The organism is Frankia sp. AvcI1, assembly GCF_001420875.1.
Taxonomy (GTDB): domain Bacteria; phylum Actinomycetota; class Actinomycetes; order Frankiales; family Frankiaceae; genus Frankia; species Frankia alni.
Map to the genome: position 1 here is coordinate 50385 of NZ_LJFZ01000029.1, position 19684 is coordinate 70068.

Sequence of the window (19684 nt, forward strand, 5' to 3'; positions counted from 1 at the left end):
GGGCCGTCGCCGACGCCGGCCGCGTGACGCGGCGCGCGGCGGGGCGGCGAGCCGGGTCGCGACGGCGGATCCGACCGGACAACGTGAGGGCGAAAGGCCGACATGAGCGCTGTGATCATCGATGGTAAGGCCGTTGCCGCCCGGGTGCGGGCGGACGTGGCCCGGGACGTCGCCGAGTTCCGCGCGGCCACGGGCCGCCAGCCGGGCCTCGCGACGGTGCTGGTGGGCGACGACCCGGCGTCCGCGGTCTACATCGGCGGCAAGCGTCGGTCCTGCGTCGAGGCGGGCATGGCGGACCTGCACCAGCACCTGCCCGCCGACACCCCCCAGGACGAGATCGCCGCGTTGCTGGACTCCCTCGCCGCGGACCCGGCCGTCTCCGGGATCCTGCTGCAGCTTCCCGTTCCCGAGGGGCTCGACGGCGCGGCCCTGGTCGGCCGGATTCCCCCGGAGAAGGACGTCGACGGCCTGACGACGGCCAGCGTCGGCCTGCTAGCCCGTGGCCTGCCCGGCCTGCGGCCCTGCACGCCGTCGGGGATCATCGAGCTGCTCGACGCCTATGACGTGGAGCTCAGCGGTGCTCCCACCGTCGTCGTAGGCCGGTCCNAGCTGGTCGGCCGCCCGGTCGCCCAGCTCCTGGTCGGGCGCAACGCGACCGTCACGATCTGCCACTCCCGCACCCGGGACCTGGCCGCCGTCTGCCGTGGCGCGGACGTGCTGGTCGTCGCAGCCGGGAAGCAGGNGATCATCGGAGCGGACGCGGTGAAGCCCGGAGCGACCGTCATCGACGTCGGCATGCACCGCACCGAGCAGGGTCTGCGCGGCGACGTCGACTTCGACGCCGTGCGCGAGGTCGCCGGCCGGCTCACCCCGGTCCCCGGCGGCGTCGGGCCGATGACCATCGCCATGCTGCTGCGCAACACACTGCTCGCCGCGCGGGCCGCCGCAGAGGTGGGCAGCCTCGTCTGACGCAGGTCGGGGGTCGTCGTCCGAAGCCGGGCGCGGCGATCCCGGGGGCGGCGGAGAAACGCGAAAACACCTCGGCTGGCCGGACATCATGCCGACGGACGCGGGTCGCCTTCCACCGGCCGTGTTGCCCTCACCGACGGGCTGCTCTCACCGGCCGTGTTGCCTTCACCGGCCGTGTTGCCTTCACCGGCCGTGTTGCCTTCACCGGCCGTGTTGCCTTCACCGGCCGTGTTGCCGGCACCCGCCCGGCCGATTCGACGCAAAGGCGCCGGCCGGCCGGGCGATGTTCCGTGCTATCGCGCTATCGGACGATCACGATCGGCCGTTGATCCCGGTCCCGCGGGCCGTACCAACCCGGACCTGGCTGTGGGTGCCACCTGTCCGGGTACCATCCGCCCCTACGGCTCTGGTCCTGACGCCACCAGTTCCGGCGGTTCCAGTTCTGACGGTCCCAGTTCTGGCGGTCCCAGTTCTGAACCGGCCTGTTCCTGTTCCAGTCCCAGCGGTCCGGGCCGTGCCACTGGTTGACGGCTGGCGGCGGAACATGTCCGCCGGCCCAGGCGCCCGAAGCCAGCGGCCCCACCGTCATGCAGACCGCCGCCACGGCGGACAGGCCGGCGGCGGCAGCTTTCCCCTTCAGCGGTCTTCCCATGGTTCTCCCGTCATCGAGATTGTTGACCATCTCCTTGCAGTGAAAAGGCTAGCGGCGCGTGGTGCTGACCGGAAGGATTGTGGTCGGCGTGTTCGCGGCAAAAATGGTTGGAAAATTCGAGCGGCAAGTACACGGTGATTTGCGTGTGATCTCCCTGCGATCTCCGTGATTCTCGGTGAACCTCGAGGGAGATGGCTGGAGATTATTGGAAGAATTGGACGGACGGCACGCAACCCAACTGATTCGGACCACCTGGCGGAACGCGTACTTCCCCGAACGGATTGCCTACGGATCGCCGGTCGGTCAGTTCCACAGGGCGGCGTGGCTCGTGCCGTCGGGCCGGAGCACGGAGCCCACGACCTGACCGAGGTTGTTGATCGCCGCCGGTTCGGCGGAGCCGTCGAGGCGCACGGTCCGGCCGTGGCGCCAGCGGAAGGCTCCGGTGCTGGTCTGCACGACGACGTCGCCCCGGTCGTTGAGGGCGAGCGGCCGGGCGAAGGAGCCGCCGAACGTGCCCAGGTCGCTCTGGCGGCCATGGTCCCAGAGCAGGACGTGCCCGGCGTCGGTGTCCGGATCGAACGTGGAGCCGACGATCTGGCCGCCGTTGTTGACGGCCAGTGCCTGGCTGAGGGCCGCGTCCTCGGGGCCCAGGTCGATGGCGCGGTCGCGCTGCCACAGCGTGGCGTGGGTGATGCCCGCCGGGGTCGTGGCCCAGCCGACGACGTCCCCGCGGTCGTTGATGTCGACGGCGCGGCCGTGCGGGCCGGGCAGCGGCACCCAGCGGCCGCGCAACCAGCGGGCGAACTGGTCGTCGGGGTGGTCCTTGCGCTGCAGCTCACCCAAAATCCACCCGTTGTCGCTCACCGCGATGGCCTGGCTGGTGTAGCCCGCGGGCGCGCCGAGATCGACGGTCCGGCCGTCGCGCCAGCTCATCGCGTGCGTCCCCCCGCCGGCCGGACCCGTCCCGACCACCTGGCCGCGCTCGTTCTGGTCAACCGGGGTGAACCCGGGATCGACCACGGCGCCGTCGGGACGGATCACGAAGCCGGACGAGGTGAAGCGACCCGGCAGGACACCGGCGATCTGCCCGGCGTCGTTGATCAGGAGGGGTGCTCGCGCGGTGTCGGGCAGGGCGGTGAGGACCCCCCGCGACCAGCGGAATCCGTGGCTGTCGTACGGACTGCTGTAGCCGGAGCCGACGACGTCACCGCGGTTGTTGATCGAGGTGGCGCCGTTGTGGGTGATGCCCGGCAGGGCGCCCAGATCGACCGGCCGTACGGGCCCGGCAGCGGGTGCGGCAGCCACCGCCACTCCGGACGACAGGACGGCGCCGGTCACTGTCGCCGCCGCCATCACCGTCGCTGCCGCCGCGACCCTGATCGCCCGCACCGCACCCATCGACGCCTCCCGGACGGTGGCCGACCCTCGCCACGCCATCGAATACGCATTGAAGTCAGGCAATCACTCTTCGAGTCGCAGGCGGGGTAGCGACGCGCCGACACCCGCGGCGTCGGCTGTGCGTGTTGCAGCCGTCCTCCTGGCGGGCGCGGGCGGCGCATCGTCGTCCACCACGGGCACGGGCACCGGGGGAACCAACGGTGCGCCCACGCACGGCGGGACCCTGACCTGGGTGTGGTCGGGCACCGATGCCGCCATCAAGGATCTGTCCCCGTACCGCNCGGTCGCGGGCGCCGGCCCGCAGAGCGGCACCGACGAGCGGTTCGCCATCGACGACGCGCTCATCGCCTTCGACACGTCGGGCGGACTGCGCAATCGTATTGCGAAGTCACTGACGACCAACGACAACGTGCACGGGACGTTGACGTTGCGCGACGGGGTGACGTTCTCGGACGGCACGCCCTTCGACGCCGCGGCCGTCCAGTACAACTGGCAGGTGGACGCCGACCCGGCCAGAGGCTCGGCCGCTGCCGGCTACGCCCGGCGGATCGCGTCGACCTCGGTGGTCGACGCCCGGACGCTCGCGGTCACGCTGGCCAAGCCGAACACCCCGTTTCCGCGGATCGTCGCCCAGTCGGTGCTGTCGCACGTCGGATCACCGTCGGCGATGAAGAAGCTCGGCGCGGCCTTCGGGCAAACGGAGACCGACGGTAGAGACGCGGTCCCGCCCCATAGAGCAGGGTTTCCTCGACTGTCGGAGCCGGCGGGGCGGCGATCGAAGCTGGGGGGGCGAACCCGCCGTGGCCGTGGGTCAGCCGCCGATGACCTTGCGGTAGACGCGCGGGCCGTCGTAGTCGTTGACCGCGAAGTGCCAGGTGGCCAGGTTGTCCCAGATCACGAAGTCCCCGGGCTTCCAGCCGAAGCTGACGGTGTAGTTGGGCGAGGAGGCGTGCGCCAGCAGGAACGGCAGCAGGGCCGCGCCCTCGGCCGGGCCGACGCCGGTCAGCCGCAGCGCCGACGAGCTGAGGAAGAGTCCCTTGCGACCGGTGTGGCGGTGGGTGCGCACGACCGGGTGCTCGACGGTCTCGGTCACCGGCGGCCGGTTGTAGGTCCCGTCGCCCGGATCGGCGTTGTACACGGCGCTCACGGATTCCAGCAGGTGCTGGAACGGCTCGGACAGGCCGTCATAGGCCGCCTGCAGATCGGCCCACAGCGTGCGCCCGCCGATGTCCGGGACCACCTGGTAGGTCAGCGACTCCAGATGGAACGGCGGGGTCCGCCACGTGCCGCCGACGTGCCAGGTCGAGGCGCCCCCGGCCTTCTCCAGCTGGAAGTCGTACACCAGCCGGTTGTCCTCGTGGCGGTACAGCCACTTCGGGTGGTCGAAGGGCTCGTCGAAGATCCGTACTGCCTGCACGTGCGCGTCGGGCGAGAGGTGCTGGTCGCGGAAGACGAGGACCTTGTGCTGCCAGAACNCCTCGCGCAGGGCTTCGGCGGTGGCGTCGTCGACGCCACCGGCCAGATCGACGCCGACGACCTCGGCGCCGAGGACGGGGCTGGCCGGGCGGATGTCGTGGGGCGCGGTACGGATAGCGGTCACCGTGACTCCCTCGGGGTGCGTGGCAATTCCTGCCGAAGAGGACCGCGATCCGGAAGGGGGCGCGGCGCGGGCCGGTGCGCCGATCGGGCGGGAAATGCCGTACGGCGTACCTCCCGCGTACGAACCGTCATGGCGCATGCGAACATTACTTCTGGCGCCCGGAAACCGCAATCCTCGCCGGGGCCACGGACATTTCTCGGCCATGAATGTGCAACACTTTCCTGGTCCGGGTCACGACAGATCCCGTCGGCCCTCGGGCGATCGGGAGTTCGCCCGAGGGCCGCGACGTCGACGGTGGCGGCGGCCGGACGTCCCGGCAGCCGGACGTCAGGTCGCCGGCGGCGGCCGGCGGCCCCGGCTGCCGGTGGTCAGGTCAGGCGGGAGTCGTCGGCGCTGTCGTAGGTGCGGATCTCGGCCAGGCGGCGATCGCGCAGCTTGGTGGCCCAGGCGGGTTCGGAGAGCAGGGCGCGGCCGAGGCCGACCAGGTCGAACTCGCCGCGCTCGAACAGCTCCAGCAGCGGGGCGAGGCTCAGCGTCGCCGCCGGGCTCTCGTCGTCGCCGCGGAAGGCCGTCGGCACGCCGACCGAGCCGATCGCGATGGTGGGCAGGCCGGTGATGTTCCTGGCCCAGCCGGCCAGGGTCCGCGGGGAGCCGTCGAACGCCGGCTGCCAGTAGCGGCGGGTGGAGGCGTGCAGCACGGTGACGCCGGCGTCCACGAGCGGGGTGAGCAGCGTCTCGAGCTCCTCGGGGTTCTCGGCGATACGGGCGTCGTAGTCGCCGCCCTTCCACTGGGAGAACCGGTAGATCACCGGGCGGTCCGGGCCCACCTCGTCACGGACCGCGGCGACGACCTCGGCCCCGAGCCGGGCCCGGTTGGCCAGGCTGCCGCCGTAGCCGTCGGCGCGCCGGTTGGTCCGCAGCCAGAAGAACTGGTCCAGCAGGTAGCCGTGCGCCCCGTGCAGCTCGACGCCGTCGAATCCGGCGCGGCGCGCGTCGGCCGCGGCGCGTGCGAAGGAGGCGATCACCTCGTCGATCTCCGCGGTGCTTGCCTCGTCGCCGACCACCGTCCCGTCGCCCCGCCGGCCCGACGGGGAGAACACCGCCGCCTCCGGATGCGGCGGAGCACCCGCCTCGCGGCCGGCGCCGAGATGCCACAGCTGCGGGACGATCCGCCCGCCCACCGCGTGCACGGCGTCGACGACCCGGCGCCAGCCGGCGAGCGCCTGGTCGCCGTAGAACCGGGGCACCCGGTCGCTGCTCCCGGCGGAGGGATGATCCACGTAGGTGCCCTCGGTCACGATCAGGCCCACGTGCGCGGCCCGCCGCGCGTAGTAGCCGGCCACGTCCTCGCCCGGCACGCCGCCCGGGGAGAACCTGCGGGTCATCGGCGCCATCACGAACCGGTTGGCCAGCTCGACGCCGGCCAGGGAGAACGGCGTGAACAGCGGCGCGGCGTCCGTCCCGTCCAGCAGGCGCTCGCTACTCAACGGGGACGGCGCCACCGCAACACCCGCGGACGCCGCAACACCCGAAGTTGCCGTAACACCTGAAGATGCCGCACGATTCGGNGGCGCCGTATCACTCGAAGACACAGTCATGTCGCGTTCAATCCCGGCGCCATCGCGGATGTTCCGCTGAGACAATCGGTTCCTGGCTCACCTGTGCGCCGCCCTGGCCCTCGTCGACGACGGTCCCGTGCAGCGGAGATTCCCCGCATTTGCCCGTGCGGCGGGCTGTCCCCGGCGCGACCGAGCCGATCCCGATCCCGATCCCGATCCCGATCCCGCTCGCCGCTCGCCGCTCGCCGCTCGCCGCACGCCGCACGCCGCACGCCGCACGCCGCGGGATGGTCTCGCCCCCCGCCCGACGCCGCAGATCCGGACACCGCGCGACGGCTCACCCGGACTCGCCCCCGAGAGCGCCAAGAAGATGCGGCGGCGATGTCGAGAACCGGTGGTTGACTCCGTCCCGGGGGAGAACGCGACGAGAGGGTCGCACCAGCACCGAGGAGAACCACGATGGCCAAGTACCTGCTGCTCAAGCACTACCGCGGCGCCCCGGCCGCGGTCAACGACGTGCCCATGGAGCAGTGGACGCCCGAGGAGGTCTCGGCCCACGTGCAGTACATGAACGATTTCGCGGCCCGGCTCGAGGGGACCGGCGAGTTCGTCGACAGCCTGGCGCTCGCCCCCACGGGGACGTTCGTCCGGTACGACGGCGAGGGCCGCCCGCCGGTCACCGACGGCCCGTTCGCCGAGACCAAGGACCTCGTCGCCGGCTGGATGGTGATCGACGNCGACAGCTACGAGCGCGCCGTGGAGCTGGCCGGGGAGCTGTCGGCCGCCCCCGGGGCGGGCGGGAGGCCGATCCACGAGTGGCTCGAGCTGCGCCCGTTCCTGTCCGCGACGCACACCGTCACAGAGTGCCATTTCAAGTGAACGGACCTCCGCGGGTGGACGAGGTCCTGCTTCGCAGCCTCACGCCGGGCGTGCTCGGGATCCTCGTCCGCCGCGGAGCGGACTTCGCGGCGGCCGAGGACGCCGTGCAGGACGCGCTGGTCGAGGCGGTCCGCGTCTGGCCGGCCGACCCGCCGCGGGACCCGAAGGGCTGGCTGGTCACCGTCGCCTGGCGCCGGTTCCTCGACGCGACCCGCGCGGACGTCGCGCGCCGCCGTCGGGAGGGCCTCGTCGACGACGAGCCGGCGCCCGGACCCGCGTCCGCGGTCGACGACACGCTCCAGCTCTACTTCCTGTGTGCCCATCCGTCGCTGACGCCGTCGTCCGCCGTCGCGCTCACGCTGCGCGCCGTCGGGGGACTGACCACGCGCCAGATCGCCCGGGCCTACCTGGTCCCCGAGGCGACCATGGCGCAGCGCATCAGCCGGGCCAAGCGCACCGTGTCCGGTGTGCGCCTCGACCGGCCCGGCGACGTCGCCACCGTGCTGCGCGTCCTCTACCTGGTCTTCAACGAGGGCTACTCCGGCGACGTCGACCTCGCCGTCGAGGCCGTCCGGCTCACTCGGCAGCTCGCGGCCGCGATCGACCATCCGGAGGTGGCGGGCCTGCTCGCCCTCATGCTGCTCCACCACGCCCGGCGCGCGGTCCGGACCGCGCCCGACGGCAGCCTGGTGCCCCTCGCCGAGCAGGATCGCGGCCGGTGGGACACCGCGTTGATCGCCGAGGGCGTCGCGATCCTGCAGGCCGCCCTCGCCCGCGACCGGCTGGGCGAGTTCCAGGCTCAGGCCGCCATCGCGGCACTGCACGCGGACGCGCCCACCGCCGCGGAGACCGACTGGGTGCAGATCGTCGAGTGGTACGACGAGCTCGCCCGCCTGACCGACAGCCCGGTCGTCCGGCTCAACCGCGCGGTGGCCGTCTGCGAGGCGGACGGGCCACGCGCCGGCCTGGCGGCGCTGGCCGCGCTGGACGACGCACTGCCCCGCCACGCCGCGGTGGCGGCGTACCTCCACGAACGCGACGGCGACCTGGCGACGGCGGCACGTCTGTACGCCGAGGCGGCCCACGCGGCCTCCACCATCGCGGAGCGCGACCACCTGACGCGCCAGGCCGCCCGGCTCAACACCCGCCGGGGCCGCTGACGGGTCGCGCTGGTCCGTCCGCCAGGATAACGATCATGTGGTCGCGGTTGCCGACGATGCCCGGCCGCACTGGGTTGGGCGTGAGCGGAGGAGACGCGTCCGATTCGCGGGAGGCCGTTGCACACTGGCCGTGTGGACGAAGGGTTGCGGGCCGAGTTGGCGCGGCGGGTCGACGCGGACCAGGCGATGCGCAGGGCGTGGACGGCTCGCCGCAGCGGCCGTATCAGCGAGCAAGAACGGGCGGAGTGTGGCGCGGTCGACGAGGACAACACCGCGTGGCTGCGTCGCGTTGTCGCCGAGCACGGCTGGCCAGGCCGATCCCTGGTCGGTGAGAAAGGCGCGCACGACGCCTGGTTGCTGGCCCAACATGCCGATCACGACCACGCTTTCCAGGCCGACTGCCTCACCCTGCTGGTCGCGGCTGTCGACGCCGGCGAGGCATCCTCGGCCGACCTGAGGTGTCTCACCGACCGGGTCCGGCGTGTCCGCGGNGATCCCCAGCTCTACGGCACCCAGTTCTGGTACGGACCCGACGGTGATGGCGGCCTNCAGCCCCAACCGATCGCTGATCTGGACCGCCTTGACGAACGACGAGNCGCCGTCGGGCTTGGACCATTCGCCGAGTATCAGGCCCTGATGATGGACACGTACGAGGGCCAGCGCTGTCTCGCCCTACGGGACTGGTGAGCAGGTCGTGCCCTCGGGCAGGACCACGCCCCCGTCGAGGAGAACCGCTGCTCCTTGGGCGGCTCCGCTCGCCGTTCGACGCCATGTTCNCTCCGGCGCGGCCCGGCGGAATGGGAAGACGGTCTCGCTGGCGCCTGCGGCGTGCACATACTGGAGGGGCGGCCGCACGACCGCCAGGTGAGAGAGGAGACGAGTCGCGGTGAAGAGGCTCAACTGCCCCTGTGGTGAGCACATCGAGGGCGTCGACGAGGACGACCTGGTCCGCAAGACCCAGGAACATCTTGCCGAGCAGCATCCCAGCCACGAATACAGCCGAGAGGAGATCCTCTTCCTCGCCTACTGACACCGCGATCTCGGGCGCGACCCGCTTCGCGAGATTCACCGACGCGGCCAGTAGGTCTCCCTGGAGCCGCTCGATCGCTGGCACGTCGGCGCCGCACCGCCTGTCGCGTGGCCACGCCTCATCCGCCCGGGATCGACGAGGTCCGCCCAGCGTTGCACACGCAGCTCGTGGCGCCGAACAATGCAGATCCCCGCGATCACGCTCGGCCCTGTCGCGAAACATGCGAGCGGACGAAGGACGCACCATCAAAATCCCATGCCGAAACCGATCGGCCGATTAGGAGTGCCTATTGGACATGACCGGCCGGTCATAGCCACAATCGTGACGAAATCTGTCGGCAGGGAATCTCTTGAAGATCTGCAGGTGTCAACGACCCGGCGGGGGAGGGCACCGGTGCCCGCCGTCACCATTCGTACCGCAGGATCGGACTGCGTCGGTGACGCCACGCACGCGTAGACAGGGAGTTGACGAGATGGCCACCGTCCCGGCCTCACGCTCTGCCAGCGAGCGGCGCTCGCCGCTGCTGGCGGCCTTCGACGCCGCGCGCCAGGTCGATCCCTANTCCACCTACCGAGCCATCCGCGAGGCCGACCCGTTGGCCGGGCATGACCTGGCGGGCCACCGGGTGACCCTGGTCACCCGGCACGGCGACACCGCCGCCGTGCTCCAGGACCCCGCCTTCGGGCACGGCTACAAGGAGAACATCAGTCCCTTCCGTCCCGACGGTGATGCCGACGACGGGCTGGAGTCGCTCCTGCGATCCGATCCNCCAGATCACACGCGGCTACGTCGACTGGTCAGCAGGACGTTCACGCCCGGCACTCTCGTCGAGCTTGCCCCCGACCTCACGTCCTTCGTCGCCGGGCTGCTGGATGCGGCGCTGGAGGCTGGTGAGATCGACGCGATCAGGGCGCTGGCCCGGCCCGTGCCGACCCGCATGATATGCCGACTGCTCGGCGTTCCGGCCGCGGACGAAAAGATATTCGGCGAGTGGTCGGAGACGCTGATTCGCGGCATCGACCCGGATTTTCTGCTGACTCCCGACGAAATCACCGAGCGCCGCCGGGCGGCGCGGGAGCTGGACGCCTATTTCCGGGACCTCATCGCGCGCGTCCGGGTCAGGCCGGGCACCGATCTCGTCAGCCAGCTCGTCGCGATCCACCTCGGGGAGGATGCGCTGACCGAAAGCGAGGTCCTCGCGCTCTGCGCCGTGTTGTTGGTGGCCGGGCATGAGACGACGGTCAACCTCATCGGCGGCGGGGTTCTCGCCCTCGTGCAGCACCCCGACCAGCTGGCACTTCTGCGCGCGGACCCCGGCCTCATCCCCGCCGCGGTCGAGGAGATGCTGCGGCACGACTCTCCGGTGCAGTTCATCCCGCGGACGGCGTTGCGCGACACCGAGGTCGGTGGACGACAGTTCCGCCGCGGTGAGGGCGCTCTGCTGCTCGTCGGCTCGGCGAACCGCGATCCGGACGCCTTCGACGAGCCGGACCGTTTCCTGGTCGCCCGCTACGCGGGATCCACTCCGGCCGCGCGCCACTTCGCGTTCGGGACGGGTGTCCACTACTGCCTCGGCGCCCCCCTGGCCCGGATGGAGGCGGAGATCATCTTCCGTCTGCTTCTCGAGCGCACCAGCGAGCTCGCTCTGATCGGGAGTACGCCGACATACCGAAACCAGAGCATCATCCGCGGGCTGCAGACGCTCCCCCTGCGGCTCGCCNCCTGACCGCGAGGAAGTGAACGACGGGGCCTCGTCCGGAGTGGCCGGATCGCGGTCCGGTACCGCTCCGCGAGATCCTGCGTCTCGTCACCGGTGCCCGCAGACCTCAGAAAGAAGAGGTACTCAGGTGTACGAGTACACCTCCAGCTGGAACAGGTAGCCGGCGGCGGCATGTCCCCATCCCGGATTCCCTGGGCAGACGCCGCGATTCGGCTGGTATCCATCGAAATAGAGCGAGCTGCATTTGAAACAGAAGCGCCATGNGCTCTGAAAGTCCCGCGGAACTGGGTTCCGGTCGTNCCAGAGAAGGTTCTGCGGGTAGACGCCGGTGTGCGGCCCGCCGCCGCGCCCGGCGCAGACACCTGGAAAGTCGTGGTAGTAGAGAAGGCCACAGGACGAGCACTGCCGCCAGTCGCTCTGCTGGTACGCCGTCTCGCCGGCGTGGTGGTCGGTGCTGTTGGTGAAGGGTATCCCGAAGGTCCAGCCCTGTATCACGTGAAGGCCGCCCGCGGGGCATCGGTTGTGGACCTGCCGCAGGTTCCGGACCAGGCCGAAGCACTTGTTGCAGAAGCGCCAGTCGGGGTGCCATATCCCTGACGCCTCGGCAGGTGAGGACAGCGCGGCCGTTGCCGTGACGGCCNCCAACCCCAGTCCGGCCACCAGAAGGGTCCGCCTTGGCATGCCGGGTGATGGCTCGTCCACCGTCATTGTGCGTCCCCCTCGAACTCGTGCACGCACCGCCGTGGATGGCAGTGCGGCCACTATCGTCGGCTCGACCTCGACCGCCGGGAAGCTGACGGGTTTGTGACAGGACCAGCGCGTGCGGTCGGCGCGATCTCGAGCAGCCGGGGGCCGGCTGCCAGAGGCGGGGACGGTGACCCTCGGCCCGAGACGCCGCAACTCCAGCCCGTGGAGAAGAACCTGGCGTGCGGTCGTCGGGTGTCGGACAGGGCGCGCGGTAGCGGGCCGCGGGCGGCTTACATTCCGCGGGTCGGGTCACGTGTCGACTCGGCGGGACCTGGCCGGGAGGCGGACGTGTGGGCAGGCAGAACGGGTCGGCGAGAGACAGGCCTGCGCCGGTGGGCGGCCGTCTTCGTGACAGCGTCGGTCACGGTGCTTGCAGGCTGTGCCAGCGAGGGGCGGCCTGGCGGGCAGGCGGCTGCGACGACGCCGCCGATGGTTTCCACCGCCATGACGGTCCCGGCCGCGACGACGGTCCCGGCTGCGACGAGGGTGCCGGCTGCGACGAGGGCGCCGGCCGCGGGGACGGCTTCGGCCGCGGGGACAGGCGCCGGGGCGGGAAGTTCGGGGGCGGCCGGCGCGCGCGGCGGCCCGGTGACACAGCTGGTCAACCTGGCTCCGGTCGGGCGCAGCGGACAACCGGCGAGGGGCTGGACCGTCGACGGGCACGATGATGATCCGGACGCGCCGATCGACTGCGGCGACACCAGTCGGGCGGACCCGTCGCCCGCCGCCGTCAGCGGCGACATCTACTACTGTTCGCCCAGCGCCGCCGGCGCCGATGCCTGCTGGCCGACACCCCAGGCCCGCCGGATGCTCTGCCTGCGCGACCCCTACNCGGCCACGCTCGCCGCGCTCACGGCCCAGTCGCTCGTCGCCCGGGTCTCCCCGCCCAGGAACCCCGTCCCGCTCGGCCTGGATCTGGCCAACGGGGACCGCTGCCGGCTGCGCGACGGCGGCGCCTGGGGATCCCCGCAGAACCATCCGGACTATGTCGGCTACTACTCCTGCGGCCCGCGCGACATCGTGTGGGCGCCNCAGAACTCGCCCACCGGCGGCATCGACAGGACCAGCAGGCGCTGGACCGTTCTGGTCGGAGACGTCACGGGCCCCCTGGCCACCGTCCCCGTCACGACGGCCGACTTCGTCGCCACCGCCCCCTGAACTACCGCGGGGCCGGACCCACTCCGCGGCACGTCGTTCAGCGGTCGTGATGCGAATTCATGATCGGCTGTGGGAGTCGGTGGCGATGGCGGGTGTGGCCACGGGCGGGGCGGCGGATCGACGCCGTCGTTCCGGGGCGGTGGTGGCGATGAGGGCGAGCGCTACCGCGGCCAGCACGGCGGCCGTGGCCGGGATCGTGGCCGCCCCGGCCGCGTCGAGGGTCACGCCACCGAGCGCGGCGCCGAGGGCGCTGCCGAGGTAGATCGCCGAGCCGTTGAGACCGAGGGCGACGGTGGCGACGTCCGGGGCGAGGACGAAGAGCCGGTGCTGCTGCGGTGTGATCGACAGTCCCTGGAAGGCGCCGACGGCGACGAGGACGACCAGCGCCGCTACGTACTCCTCGCGCGCCGGCACCAGCACGGCGAACGACGCGGCGAGCCCGGCGACGGCGACGAGCAGCACTCCCAGCGCGCCGCGACCGTCGACCAGGCGTCCCACCAGCCGGTTGCCGGTCAGGCTGCCCAGCCCGAACGCGAGCAGGATCACCACGAGCCGGCCGTCCGTGCCGTCCATGCCCAGGACGACCGGAAGGTACGAGATCAGCAGGAACGGCGGCGTGACCACCGCGACCGTCGCGAGCAGAACCATGAGCACCGGCGGCCGGGTCAGCACGCCCAGCCGGGCGCGCATGCTCGTCGGCGGGACNTGGGCCCGGGGCAGCAGGGGCACGCAGAGCGCGGTGAGCGCCGCGAGCACCGTGATGACCCACAGCACCGCTCGCCAGCCGAACCACTGCCCGGCCAGGACGCCGAAGGGAACCCCGAGCACCGTCGAGAGCGAGGTCCCCGCGGTGACGGCGGCCAGCGCGCGCCCGCGCCGTGCGCCGCCGGCGAGCATGCCGGCCATGACGTAGGCGTTGGACTGGAACGCGGCGGCACCGAGGGCCGCGGCGGCCCGCCCGGCGGCCATCACGGCGTACGAGGGGGCCAGGGCCTGGCCGGCCATCCCGAGCAGAAACAGCGCCAGCCCGCCGCCGAGCAGCAGGCGCCGGTCCCAGCGGCCGGTGAGGGCCGCGAGCACCGGCGAGCCGACCGCGTAGGTGACGGAGAAGATCGTGGTGAGCTGGCCGGCGGTGGACACCCGCACGGACAGGTCGTCGGCGATGGCGGGCAGCAGGCCGGCGAGCACGAACCCGTCGACGCCGAGCGTGAACGTGNCGGCCGCCAGCACCCCGAGCTGCCAGCCGCGCAGTCCGTCCTTGCTCCGGGGCTCGTCGTCCTCGGGTTCGTCGTTCCCGGGCTCGTCGCTCCCGGGCTCTTTATTCGATCCTTGTCGAACCGTCACAAGGTGAGGCTAGGGGTACGTTCGATGGGTGTCAAAGCATCGGGATCGGCGAAGCGACCGGTCGGGCGGTCGGCGAGGTGGCTGGCGAACCGACCGGCTGGGTGACCGGCCGACTGGTCGGCCGAGAGGCTGAAGCGGGCAGCCTGCGGTGTCTCGACAGCTCCCTCAGCCAAGCCGTGACTCGATCAACCTGATCACGGTCCTTGCCGCCCTGGCCGACCCGGTCCGGCTCGCGCTGATGCAGGCGATGTACTCCCGGACCGGCCCGGTCGACTGCGCCGTGATCNCCCAGGGGGTCGAGGTCGGCGCCCCGACCGTCTCCCACCACTACCGCGTGCTGCGCGATGCCGGCCTGACCACGACCACCGTCGAGGGCCGCCGCCGCGTCATCACCATCCGCCACGAGGACCTGGAAGCACGCTTCCCCGGCCTCCTCGCCGCCGTCCTCACCCCGGCCGCGAAGATCTAGGGTCGGCGGGCCGGTACCTGGCGGGCGGCCTCGATGATCCGGGTGAGCGCGCCGTGCAGCTCCTGGAGATCGGCGACCTCGACACCCAGNCGATCGACGACGGCGTGGGGGATCTTCAGGGCCTCCTGCCGCAACGCGCTGCCGGCCGGGGTGAGTTCGAGCGTCAGCAGGCGCTCGTCGGTGGCGGCCCGGCGCCGGGACAGGTAGCCCGCCGACTCCAGCCGCTTGAGCAGCGGCGAGAGCGTGGCCGAGTCCAGCAGCAGGGCGGCGCCGAGGTCCTTCACCGAGCGCGGTGAGCGTTCCCAGAGGGCCAGCATCACCAGGTACTGGGGATGGGTGAGACCGAGGGGCTCCAGTAGCGGCCGGTACACCCCGATCACCAGCCGGGACGCGACGGACAGGGCGAAGCACACCTGCCGGTCCAGCGCGAGGGGGTCCTCCCCGAGGTCCTCGCCGATNCTTGCGTCGTCCTCGATCACGGGCCGGTCCCTCCCTTCGTGGCGTGCGTCATGGTCCAGGATACCTGGCACGCCGACGAAGCGATCGCGTACGATTCTTATGCGCACGAACTAATTGGGTGCCAAGCTTCGGCCCGCGACGCGACACCCGCGGCGCCGACGAGGGAGGGCGACGGATGAAGGTTCAGGGGAGCACCACCGTCGGCAGCGCAGCCGGAGCGGACGAGACGGGCACGGTGGGCGGGCTGGGCACGGCGAGTGGCGTGGGGGACCGGCCCAGCCGCTTCTACCGTTTCCTGTTGAGCGTCATGGGGCCGGCGCAGCTCGGTTCGCTCGACGCGCCGCCGCGCCCGGCGCCGGCGCGGGTGGACATCTGCCGCAGCTGCGGGCAGCCCCGGGACGCCCACGAACTCGAGCGGCTCGCCGACCACACCGCCTCGCGCTGCCCCGCGGGACCGGCGCAGTCCTAGCGCGGCCGCCGCGCCGGTGCACCAGGACGACGGCGGCAAGGGCATGCCGATGATGTCCTCGATCTCGGCGAAGGTGCAGGGGGGACGATCCGCGGTCTGGGCACGGAGCCAGGCCCACAACGCGCCGTACTTCCCGGGATGGGTATTCGTCGCCGCCTGCGACGTGCCCGCGTCGTCGCCGACGGTGGCCGGCCGCCAGACGGTGCCTGGTCGGCAGTGTCCGGTGTCATGACCGGTGCCTGGGGCTCGTGGGCGGGAGCCGGTACACGTCCTGCTCGGACCAGACGAGGATCCGCGGGCCGGGCCGGTCGATGAAGGTCTCCGCGAATCGGCGGGTTGCCGCCACCTTCTCGCCGTCTCTGAGGAGGACGATGACTCCGAGCCCGGCGCCAAGATCAGCGAGGTTCAGGTAATCGCCCTTGATGTACTTGCGCGTCCGGTGGCCCGACTCCACCTCGAAGCCGACCACTGGCAGCGGACGTTCGAATCTCGGTATCGCGCAGCCCTGGGCTGCAAGCNAGACGACGTCGAGCCGGCCGCCCGGAACCGGATATTCGCGGGCCACATCGAAACCCAGCCGCGCGTCATGCACGCACAGGATTTCGATGACTCTGCGTCCACGTTCGCTTGCTGTCTCCTCCGGTCGGGCCGCGGGGTACTCCTGGGTATCTCGGTTGGACGTCGTTGGCGCGTCGGCACGCGCAGGACGGTGATCACGGTGGGGGCACCGCGGCCGACGGTTCCGCGGAACCGCGCCGGCGCCGCCGGCGGCCAGCCCGACGTCACCGACGACCCCGACGTCAGGGCGACCCCGACGCCCACGACCACACCGTCCCACGGCCATGCCTCGACGATCCGGAGTCAGGTGGCACCATCACGCCGCCTGATCACAACCACATACGCGACCTAGCCCGACGCCATCGGCCACACCAGCGACTTGTGCTGCAGGAACTCGGACAGCCCCCACTTGCCCCATTCGCGGNCGATCCCGCTGGCCTTGTAGCCGCCGAAGGGTCCGTGCGGGCTCAGTCCGCCGGTGCCGCCGTTGAGGGACACCATGCCTGCGCGGATCCGGCCCCCGATGCGGTAGGCCCGCGTCGGGTCACCTGACCAGACTCCGCCGCCGAGTCCGAAGTCGCTGTCGTTCGCCAGCCGGACAGCCTCGTCGTCGTCCCGGAACGGGATGACGACGGTGACCGGCCCGAAGAACTCGCGTTGCGCGATCGTCATCGAGTTCTCGACCCCGACGAACACGGTCGGTTCGACGAAGAAGCCCTTCGGCAGGTGGGTCGGGCGGCCGCCGCCGTAGGCGAGCTGCGCTCCTTCGTCGAGGCCGGCGCGGATGAGCGTCTCCACCTTGTCCCGCTGGGCGGCGCTGATGAGCGGGCCCATGGTCACCGTCGGGTCGGCCGGGTCGCCGATTCTGACATGGTCCATGGCCTTCTTCAGACCCGCGACGAGGTCGTCGTGGATCGATTCGTGCACGAGGGTCCGGGTCAGCATCGAACAGCCCTGACCGCAGTTCACCGTGAAGTTCATGACGACGTCGGGAATCACCTTGGTCAGGTCGGCGTCTTCGCAGACGATGTTCGCCGACTTGCCGCCCAGCTCGAGCACGACCTTCTTGAGCGTGTCCGCCGCCTGTTTCACGATCTTGCGACCGACCGTGTCGGAGCCGGTGAAACTGACGATGTCCACCGCCGGGTGCGAGGTGAGCAGTTCACCGGCCGCNGGCGTGCCGGTGACGACGTTGAACACTCCCGGCGGCAGGCCCGCCTCCTCGGCGATCTCCGCGACCAGGAACGCCGACAGGGGAGTGTGGGGCGACGGCATGAGCACGGTCGTGCACCCGGCGGCCAACGCCGGTGCGAGCTTGAAGGCGGCCAGGAAGAACGGCGCGTTGTACGGCGTGATGATCGAAGCCACGCCGTAGGGCTCGCGGCGCACGACGCCCTGGCCGACGCCGAGCGGGGTCTCGTAGGGCAGCATGGGTTCGTCGAACTCGAACGAGAGCAGCACCCGCTCGGCCATGTCCTCGAAGTGCTCGATCGGCACGTCGACGAAGACCGACTCGGCCAGCATCCGAGCTCGACCCACCTCGGCGACGTCGAGGTCGACGAGCTCGGCCTGACGTCGCCGCATGACCTCGGCCATCCGCATCAGTACGCGGGACCGTTCGGACGGCTTCATTCCGGGCCAAGGGCCGTCGTCGAAGGCCTCGCGCGCGGCCATGATCGCCCGGGTGACGTCTTCCGCGGACGCCTGTGGCACCACCCCCAGTGGTTGTTCGGTCGCGGGGTTGATCGCGGTCAGAGTCTCGGTGGAGTCGCTGTCCACCCAGCGGCCGCCGACGTATAACTGCTCACGGATGACCATGGTTACGGCGCACCCTTCTGAGATGTCGCCGCTCTCGGAACGGGGGCAGCGAGGTGTGTCCATCGTCACGGCACCCCGATCCGCAGTCAAAGGTCTGCTCAGTAACCTGACCAGACGTTCAGCTCCGTGGACGGACGAGTGAGGACTGGNCCGGGAGCACGTGGTCGCCGACCTTGTCGGTCGAGAGGTCGAGGGAGCAGATGTAGGCATCGTGCGTCTGGCACCGGAGCATGTCCGGCCGCTCGTACTCCTGGTGGCAGACGTGGCAGGTGAGGGTCTCGCCCGAGGGGTTGCCGTACTCGTCGTACATCGGCAGGTCNATGCCGTCGTCCGTGCGGCGCAGGTAGTACCGGCCCTTCGTGGCCACGGCCAGGATCGGCGGCAGGACGAGCGCGAGCACGATCGCCACGAGCGGGGAATAGGGCTTGAGGCCGGAGCCGAGGCCCCCGTAGAAGTCGATGATCGAGATGCCGGCCGACAGCACCATCGACCCGAAGCCGACCGGGTTGACGGCGTAGAGCATGCCGCGGCGGAACTCGGGCTGCAGCGGAGAGAGNTTGAGCAGATACTTGTTGAACGTGATGTCGGAGGCGACGACGACGATCCAGGCCATGCCGCAGTTGGCGTAGAACGCGAGAATCGTGTTCAGGAAGCTGAACATGTCGGCCTCCATCAGGATCAGCGCCACGGCCAGATTGAAGCCGAGGAAGACCAGCCGACCGGGATAGGTCTTGGTGATTCGCGTGAAGGAGTTGGTCCAGGCCAGNGAGCCGGAGTAGGCGTTGGTGACGTTGATCTTGACCTGGCTGATCACGACGAGCGCGACAGCGAGGGCCAGTGCGGCCCAGTGCGGCAGGATGTCCTGGTAGATCTCCAGGAACTGGTGCACCGGCTGGTTGGCCACCCCTGCGCCGTCCGCGACGTTCGCGATGATGTAGACGGCGAGGAACATGCCGATGATCTGCTTGATGGCGCCGAAGACGACCCAGCCCGGGCCGGCCAGCACCATCGCGGTCCACCAGCGGCGCGAGTTCTCCGGTGTGCGCGGCGGCATGAAGCGCAGATAGTCGATCTGCTCGGCGATCTGGGCGATCAGCGACAGGCAGACGCCGGCGGCCAGGAAGACCGAGCCGAGGTTGAAGCCGCCCTTGCCGTCCTGCCCGCCGTAGTCGAAGAACCCACTGATCGAGTCGGGATGGCTGATCAACAGGTAGGCGAACGGCAGCACCATCANCACCAGCCACAGTGGTGTGGTCCAGAGCTGCAGCGTGGAGAGCAGTTTCATGCCGTAGACCNCGAGCGGGAAGATGATGATCNTGGAGGTCGCGTAGCCAAGCCACAGCGGGATGTGCAGGCCCAGTTTCAGGCCCTGGGCCATGATCGAGCCTTCGAGGGCGAAGAAGATGAACGTGAAGGATGCGAAGATCACGTTCGAGACGACCGAGNCGTAGTAGCCGAATCCGCTGCCTCGGGTGATCAGGTCGAGGTCCAGGTTGTAACGGGCGGCGTAGTAGGCCAGGGGGAAACCGGTCAGGAAGATCACGACGGCGAAGACGCCGATGCCCCACAGGGCATTCGTCGTTCCGTAGGAGATGCCGATGTTGGCCCCGATGGCGAAGTCCGCGAGGTAGGCGATGCCGCCGAGGGCCGAGATCGCGACCATGCCGGTGCCCCAACGCCGGTAGCTGCGCGGCG

At 70.9% G+C, this 19684-nt stretch carries 11 protein-coding genes and 15 pseudogenes; 16 read left to right on the top strand and 10 right to left on the bottom strand.

What is annotated here, in order from left to right; genetic code table 11:
• Positions 1 to 102: 102 nt before the first annotated feature.
• The 3 genes and pseudogenes from UK94_RS64425 to UK94_RS64435 form a co-directional block, all read left to right on the top strand.
• On the top strand, positions 103 to 606 hold a 504-nt coding region (locus UK94_RS64425), incomplete at its 3' end, for a bifunctional 5,10-methylenetetrahydrofolate dehydrogenase/5,10-methenyltetrahydrofolate cyclohydrolase (protein WP_235489657.1).
• Position 607: 1 nt separating this feature from the next.
• A pseudogene (locus UK94_RS64430) lies at positions 608 to 742 on the top strand (bifunctional 5,10-methylene-tetrahydrofolate dehydrogenase/5,10-methylene-tetrahydrofolate cyclohydrolase); the annotation flags it as partial.
• 1 nt (position 743) lies between these two features.
• Positions 744 to 969: pseudogene (locus tag UK94_RS64435) on the top strand (bifunctional 5,10-methylene-tetrahydrofolate dehydrogenase/5,10-methylene-tetrahydrofolate cyclohydrolase); the annotation flags it as partial.
• Between the two features lie 955 nt (positions 970 to 1924).
• Here UK94_RS64435 and UK94_RS24670 read toward each other — a convergent pair.
• The 4 genes and pseudogenes from UK94_RS24670 to UK94_RS24680 form a co-directional block, all read right to left on the bottom strand.
• On the bottom strand, positions 1925 to 3058 hold the full coding sequence (locus tag UK94_RS24670) for a hypothetical protein (protein ID WP_083866839.1): 1134 nt from the start codon (positions 3056 to 3058) through the stop codon (positions 1925 to 1927).
• Between the two features lie 772 nt (positions 3059 to 3830).
• On the bottom strand, positions 3831 to 4494 hold a 664-nt coding region (locus UK94_RS24675; RefSeq protein WP_235489659.1), incomplete at its 5' end, for a TauD/TfdA family dioxygenase.
• Between the two features lies 1 nt (position 4495).
• Positions 4496 to 4823: pseudogene (locus UK94_RS64440) on the bottom strand (hypothetical protein); the annotation flags it as partial.
• A gap of 164 nt (positions 4824 to 4987) precedes the next feature.
• Positions 4988 to 6106, bottom strand: a complete 1119-nt coding sequence (locus tag UK94_RS24680) for an NADH:flavin oxidoreductase (protein WP_055751749.1) — start codon at positions 6104 to 6106, stop codon at positions 4988 to 4990.
• Positions 6107 to 6637: 531 nt separating this feature from the next.
• Between UK94_RS24680 and UK94_RS24690 the strand changes: the two genes are divergently transcribed.
• The 10 genes and pseudogenes from UK94_RS24690 to UK94_RS64450 form a co-directional block, all read left to right on the top strand.
• Positions 6638 to 6914, top strand: a 277-nt coding sequence (locus UK94_RS24690) for a YciI family protein (protein ID WP_235489661.1), incomplete at its 3' end; no start/stop codon positions are given.
• A 1-nt stretch (position 6915) separates the two neighbouring features.
• Positions 6916 to 7057, top strand: a pseudogene (locus UK94_RS74965) (hypothetical protein); the annotation flags it as partial.
• Positions 7058 to 7071: 14 nt separating this feature from the next.
• Positions 7072 to 8217: a sigma factor gene (locus UK94_RS24695; RefSeq protein WP_041940717.1), complete on the top strand. Its 1146-nt coding sequence runs from the start codon at positions 7072 to 7074 to the stop codon at positions 8215 to 8217.
• A gap of 132 nt (positions 8218 to 8349) precedes the next feature.
• Positions 8350 to 8708: DUF6624 domain-containing protein (locus UK94_RS76465; RefSeq protein WP_313949588.1), on the top strand; the 359-nt coding region annotated here is incomplete at its 3' end.
• A 1-nt stretch (position 8709) separates the two neighbouring features.
• A pseudogene (locus tag UK94_RS76470) lies at positions 8710 to 8765 on the top strand (hypothetical protein); the annotation flags it as partial.
• A 1-nt stretch (position 8766) separates the two neighbouring features.
• A pseudogene (locus UK94_RS76475) lies at positions 8767 to 8812 on the top strand (hypothetical protein); the annotation flags it as partial.
• Between the two features lies 1 nt (position 8813).
• Positions 8814 to 8904: pseudogene (locus UK94_RS76480) on the top strand (hypothetical protein); the annotation flags it as partial.
• A 199-nt stretch (positions 8905 to 9103) separates the two neighbouring features.
• Complete coding sequence (locus UK94_RS31875) at positions 9104 to 9247, top strand: DUF1059 domain-containing protein (RefSeq protein WP_011605334.1); 144 nt, start codon at positions 9104 to 9106, stop codon at positions 9245 to 9247.
• 937 nt (positions 9248 to 10184) lie between these two features.
• The coding region (locus tag UK94_RS24705) for a cytochrome P450 (RefSeq protein WP_313949589.1) at positions 10185 to 10967 on the top strand (783 nt) is incomplete at its 3' end.
• 1191 nt (positions 10968 to 12158) lie between these two features.
• Positions 12159 to 12545 (top strand): annotated as a pseudogene (locus UK94_RS64450) (hypothetical protein); the annotation flags it as partial.
• 384 nt (positions 12546 to 12929) lie between these two features.
• Here the strand turns inward: UK94_RS64450 and UK94_RS64455 are convergent.
• A pseudogene (locus UK94_RS64455) lies at positions 12930 to 13577 on the bottom strand (MFS transporter); the annotation flags it as partial.
• A 1-nt stretch (position 13578) separates the two neighbouring features.
• Positions 13579 to 14060 (bottom strand): annotated as a pseudogene (locus tag UK94_RS64460) (MFS transporter); the annotation flags it as partial.
• Between the two features lie 304 nt (positions 14061 to 14364).
• On the opposite strand from UK94_RS64460, the pseudogene UK94_RS74970 reads away from it, so the two are divergent.
• Both UK94_RS74970 and UK94_RS64470 read left to right on the top strand, forming a co-directional pair.
• Positions 14365 to 14502: pseudogene (locus tag UK94_RS74970) on the top strand (transcriptional regulator); the annotation flags it as partial.
• 1 nt (position 14503) lies between these two features.
• Positions 14504 to 14685: pseudogene (locus tag UK94_RS64470) on the top strand (helix-turn-helix domain-containing protein); the annotation flags it as partial.
• A gap of 90 nt (positions 14686 to 14775) precedes the next feature.
• Here UK94_RS64470 and UK94_RS24730 read toward each other — a convergent pair.
• Positions 14776 to 15098, bottom strand: a pseudogene (locus UK94_RS24730) (MarR family transcriptional regulator); the annotation flags it as partial.
• A 221-nt stretch (positions 15099 to 15319) separates the two neighbouring features.
• Between UK94_RS24730 and UK94_RS24735 the strand changes: the two are divergent.
• The gene (locus tag UK94_RS24735) at positions 15320 to 15613 is read left to right on the top strand and encodes a hypothetical protein (RefSeq protein WP_231861073.1); all 294 of its coding nucleotides are present in this window, start codon (positions 15320 to 15322) and stop codon (positions 15611 to 15613) included.
• A 906-nt stretch (positions 15614 to 16519) separates the two neighbouring features.
• Here UK94_RS24735 and UK94_RS74975 read toward each other — a convergent pair.
• The 3 genes and pseudogenes from UK94_RS74975 to UK94_RS64480 all read right to left on the bottom strand — a co-directional run.
• Positions 16520 to 16595, bottom strand: a 76-nt coding sequence (locus tag UK94_RS74975; protein ID WP_268761602.1) for a hypothetical protein, incomplete at its 5' end; no start/stop codon positions are given.
• A gap of 1 nt (position 16596) precedes the next feature.
• A pseudogene (locus UK94_RS64475) lies at positions 16597 to 17344 on the bottom strand (aldehyde dehydrogenase family protein); the annotation flags it as partial.
• A gap of 1 nt (position 17345) precedes the next feature.
• Positions 17346 to 18052, bottom strand: a pseudogene (locus tag UK94_RS64480) (aldehyde dehydrogenase family protein); the annotation flags it as partial.
• Positions 18053 to 19684: the final 1632 nt, after the last annotated feature.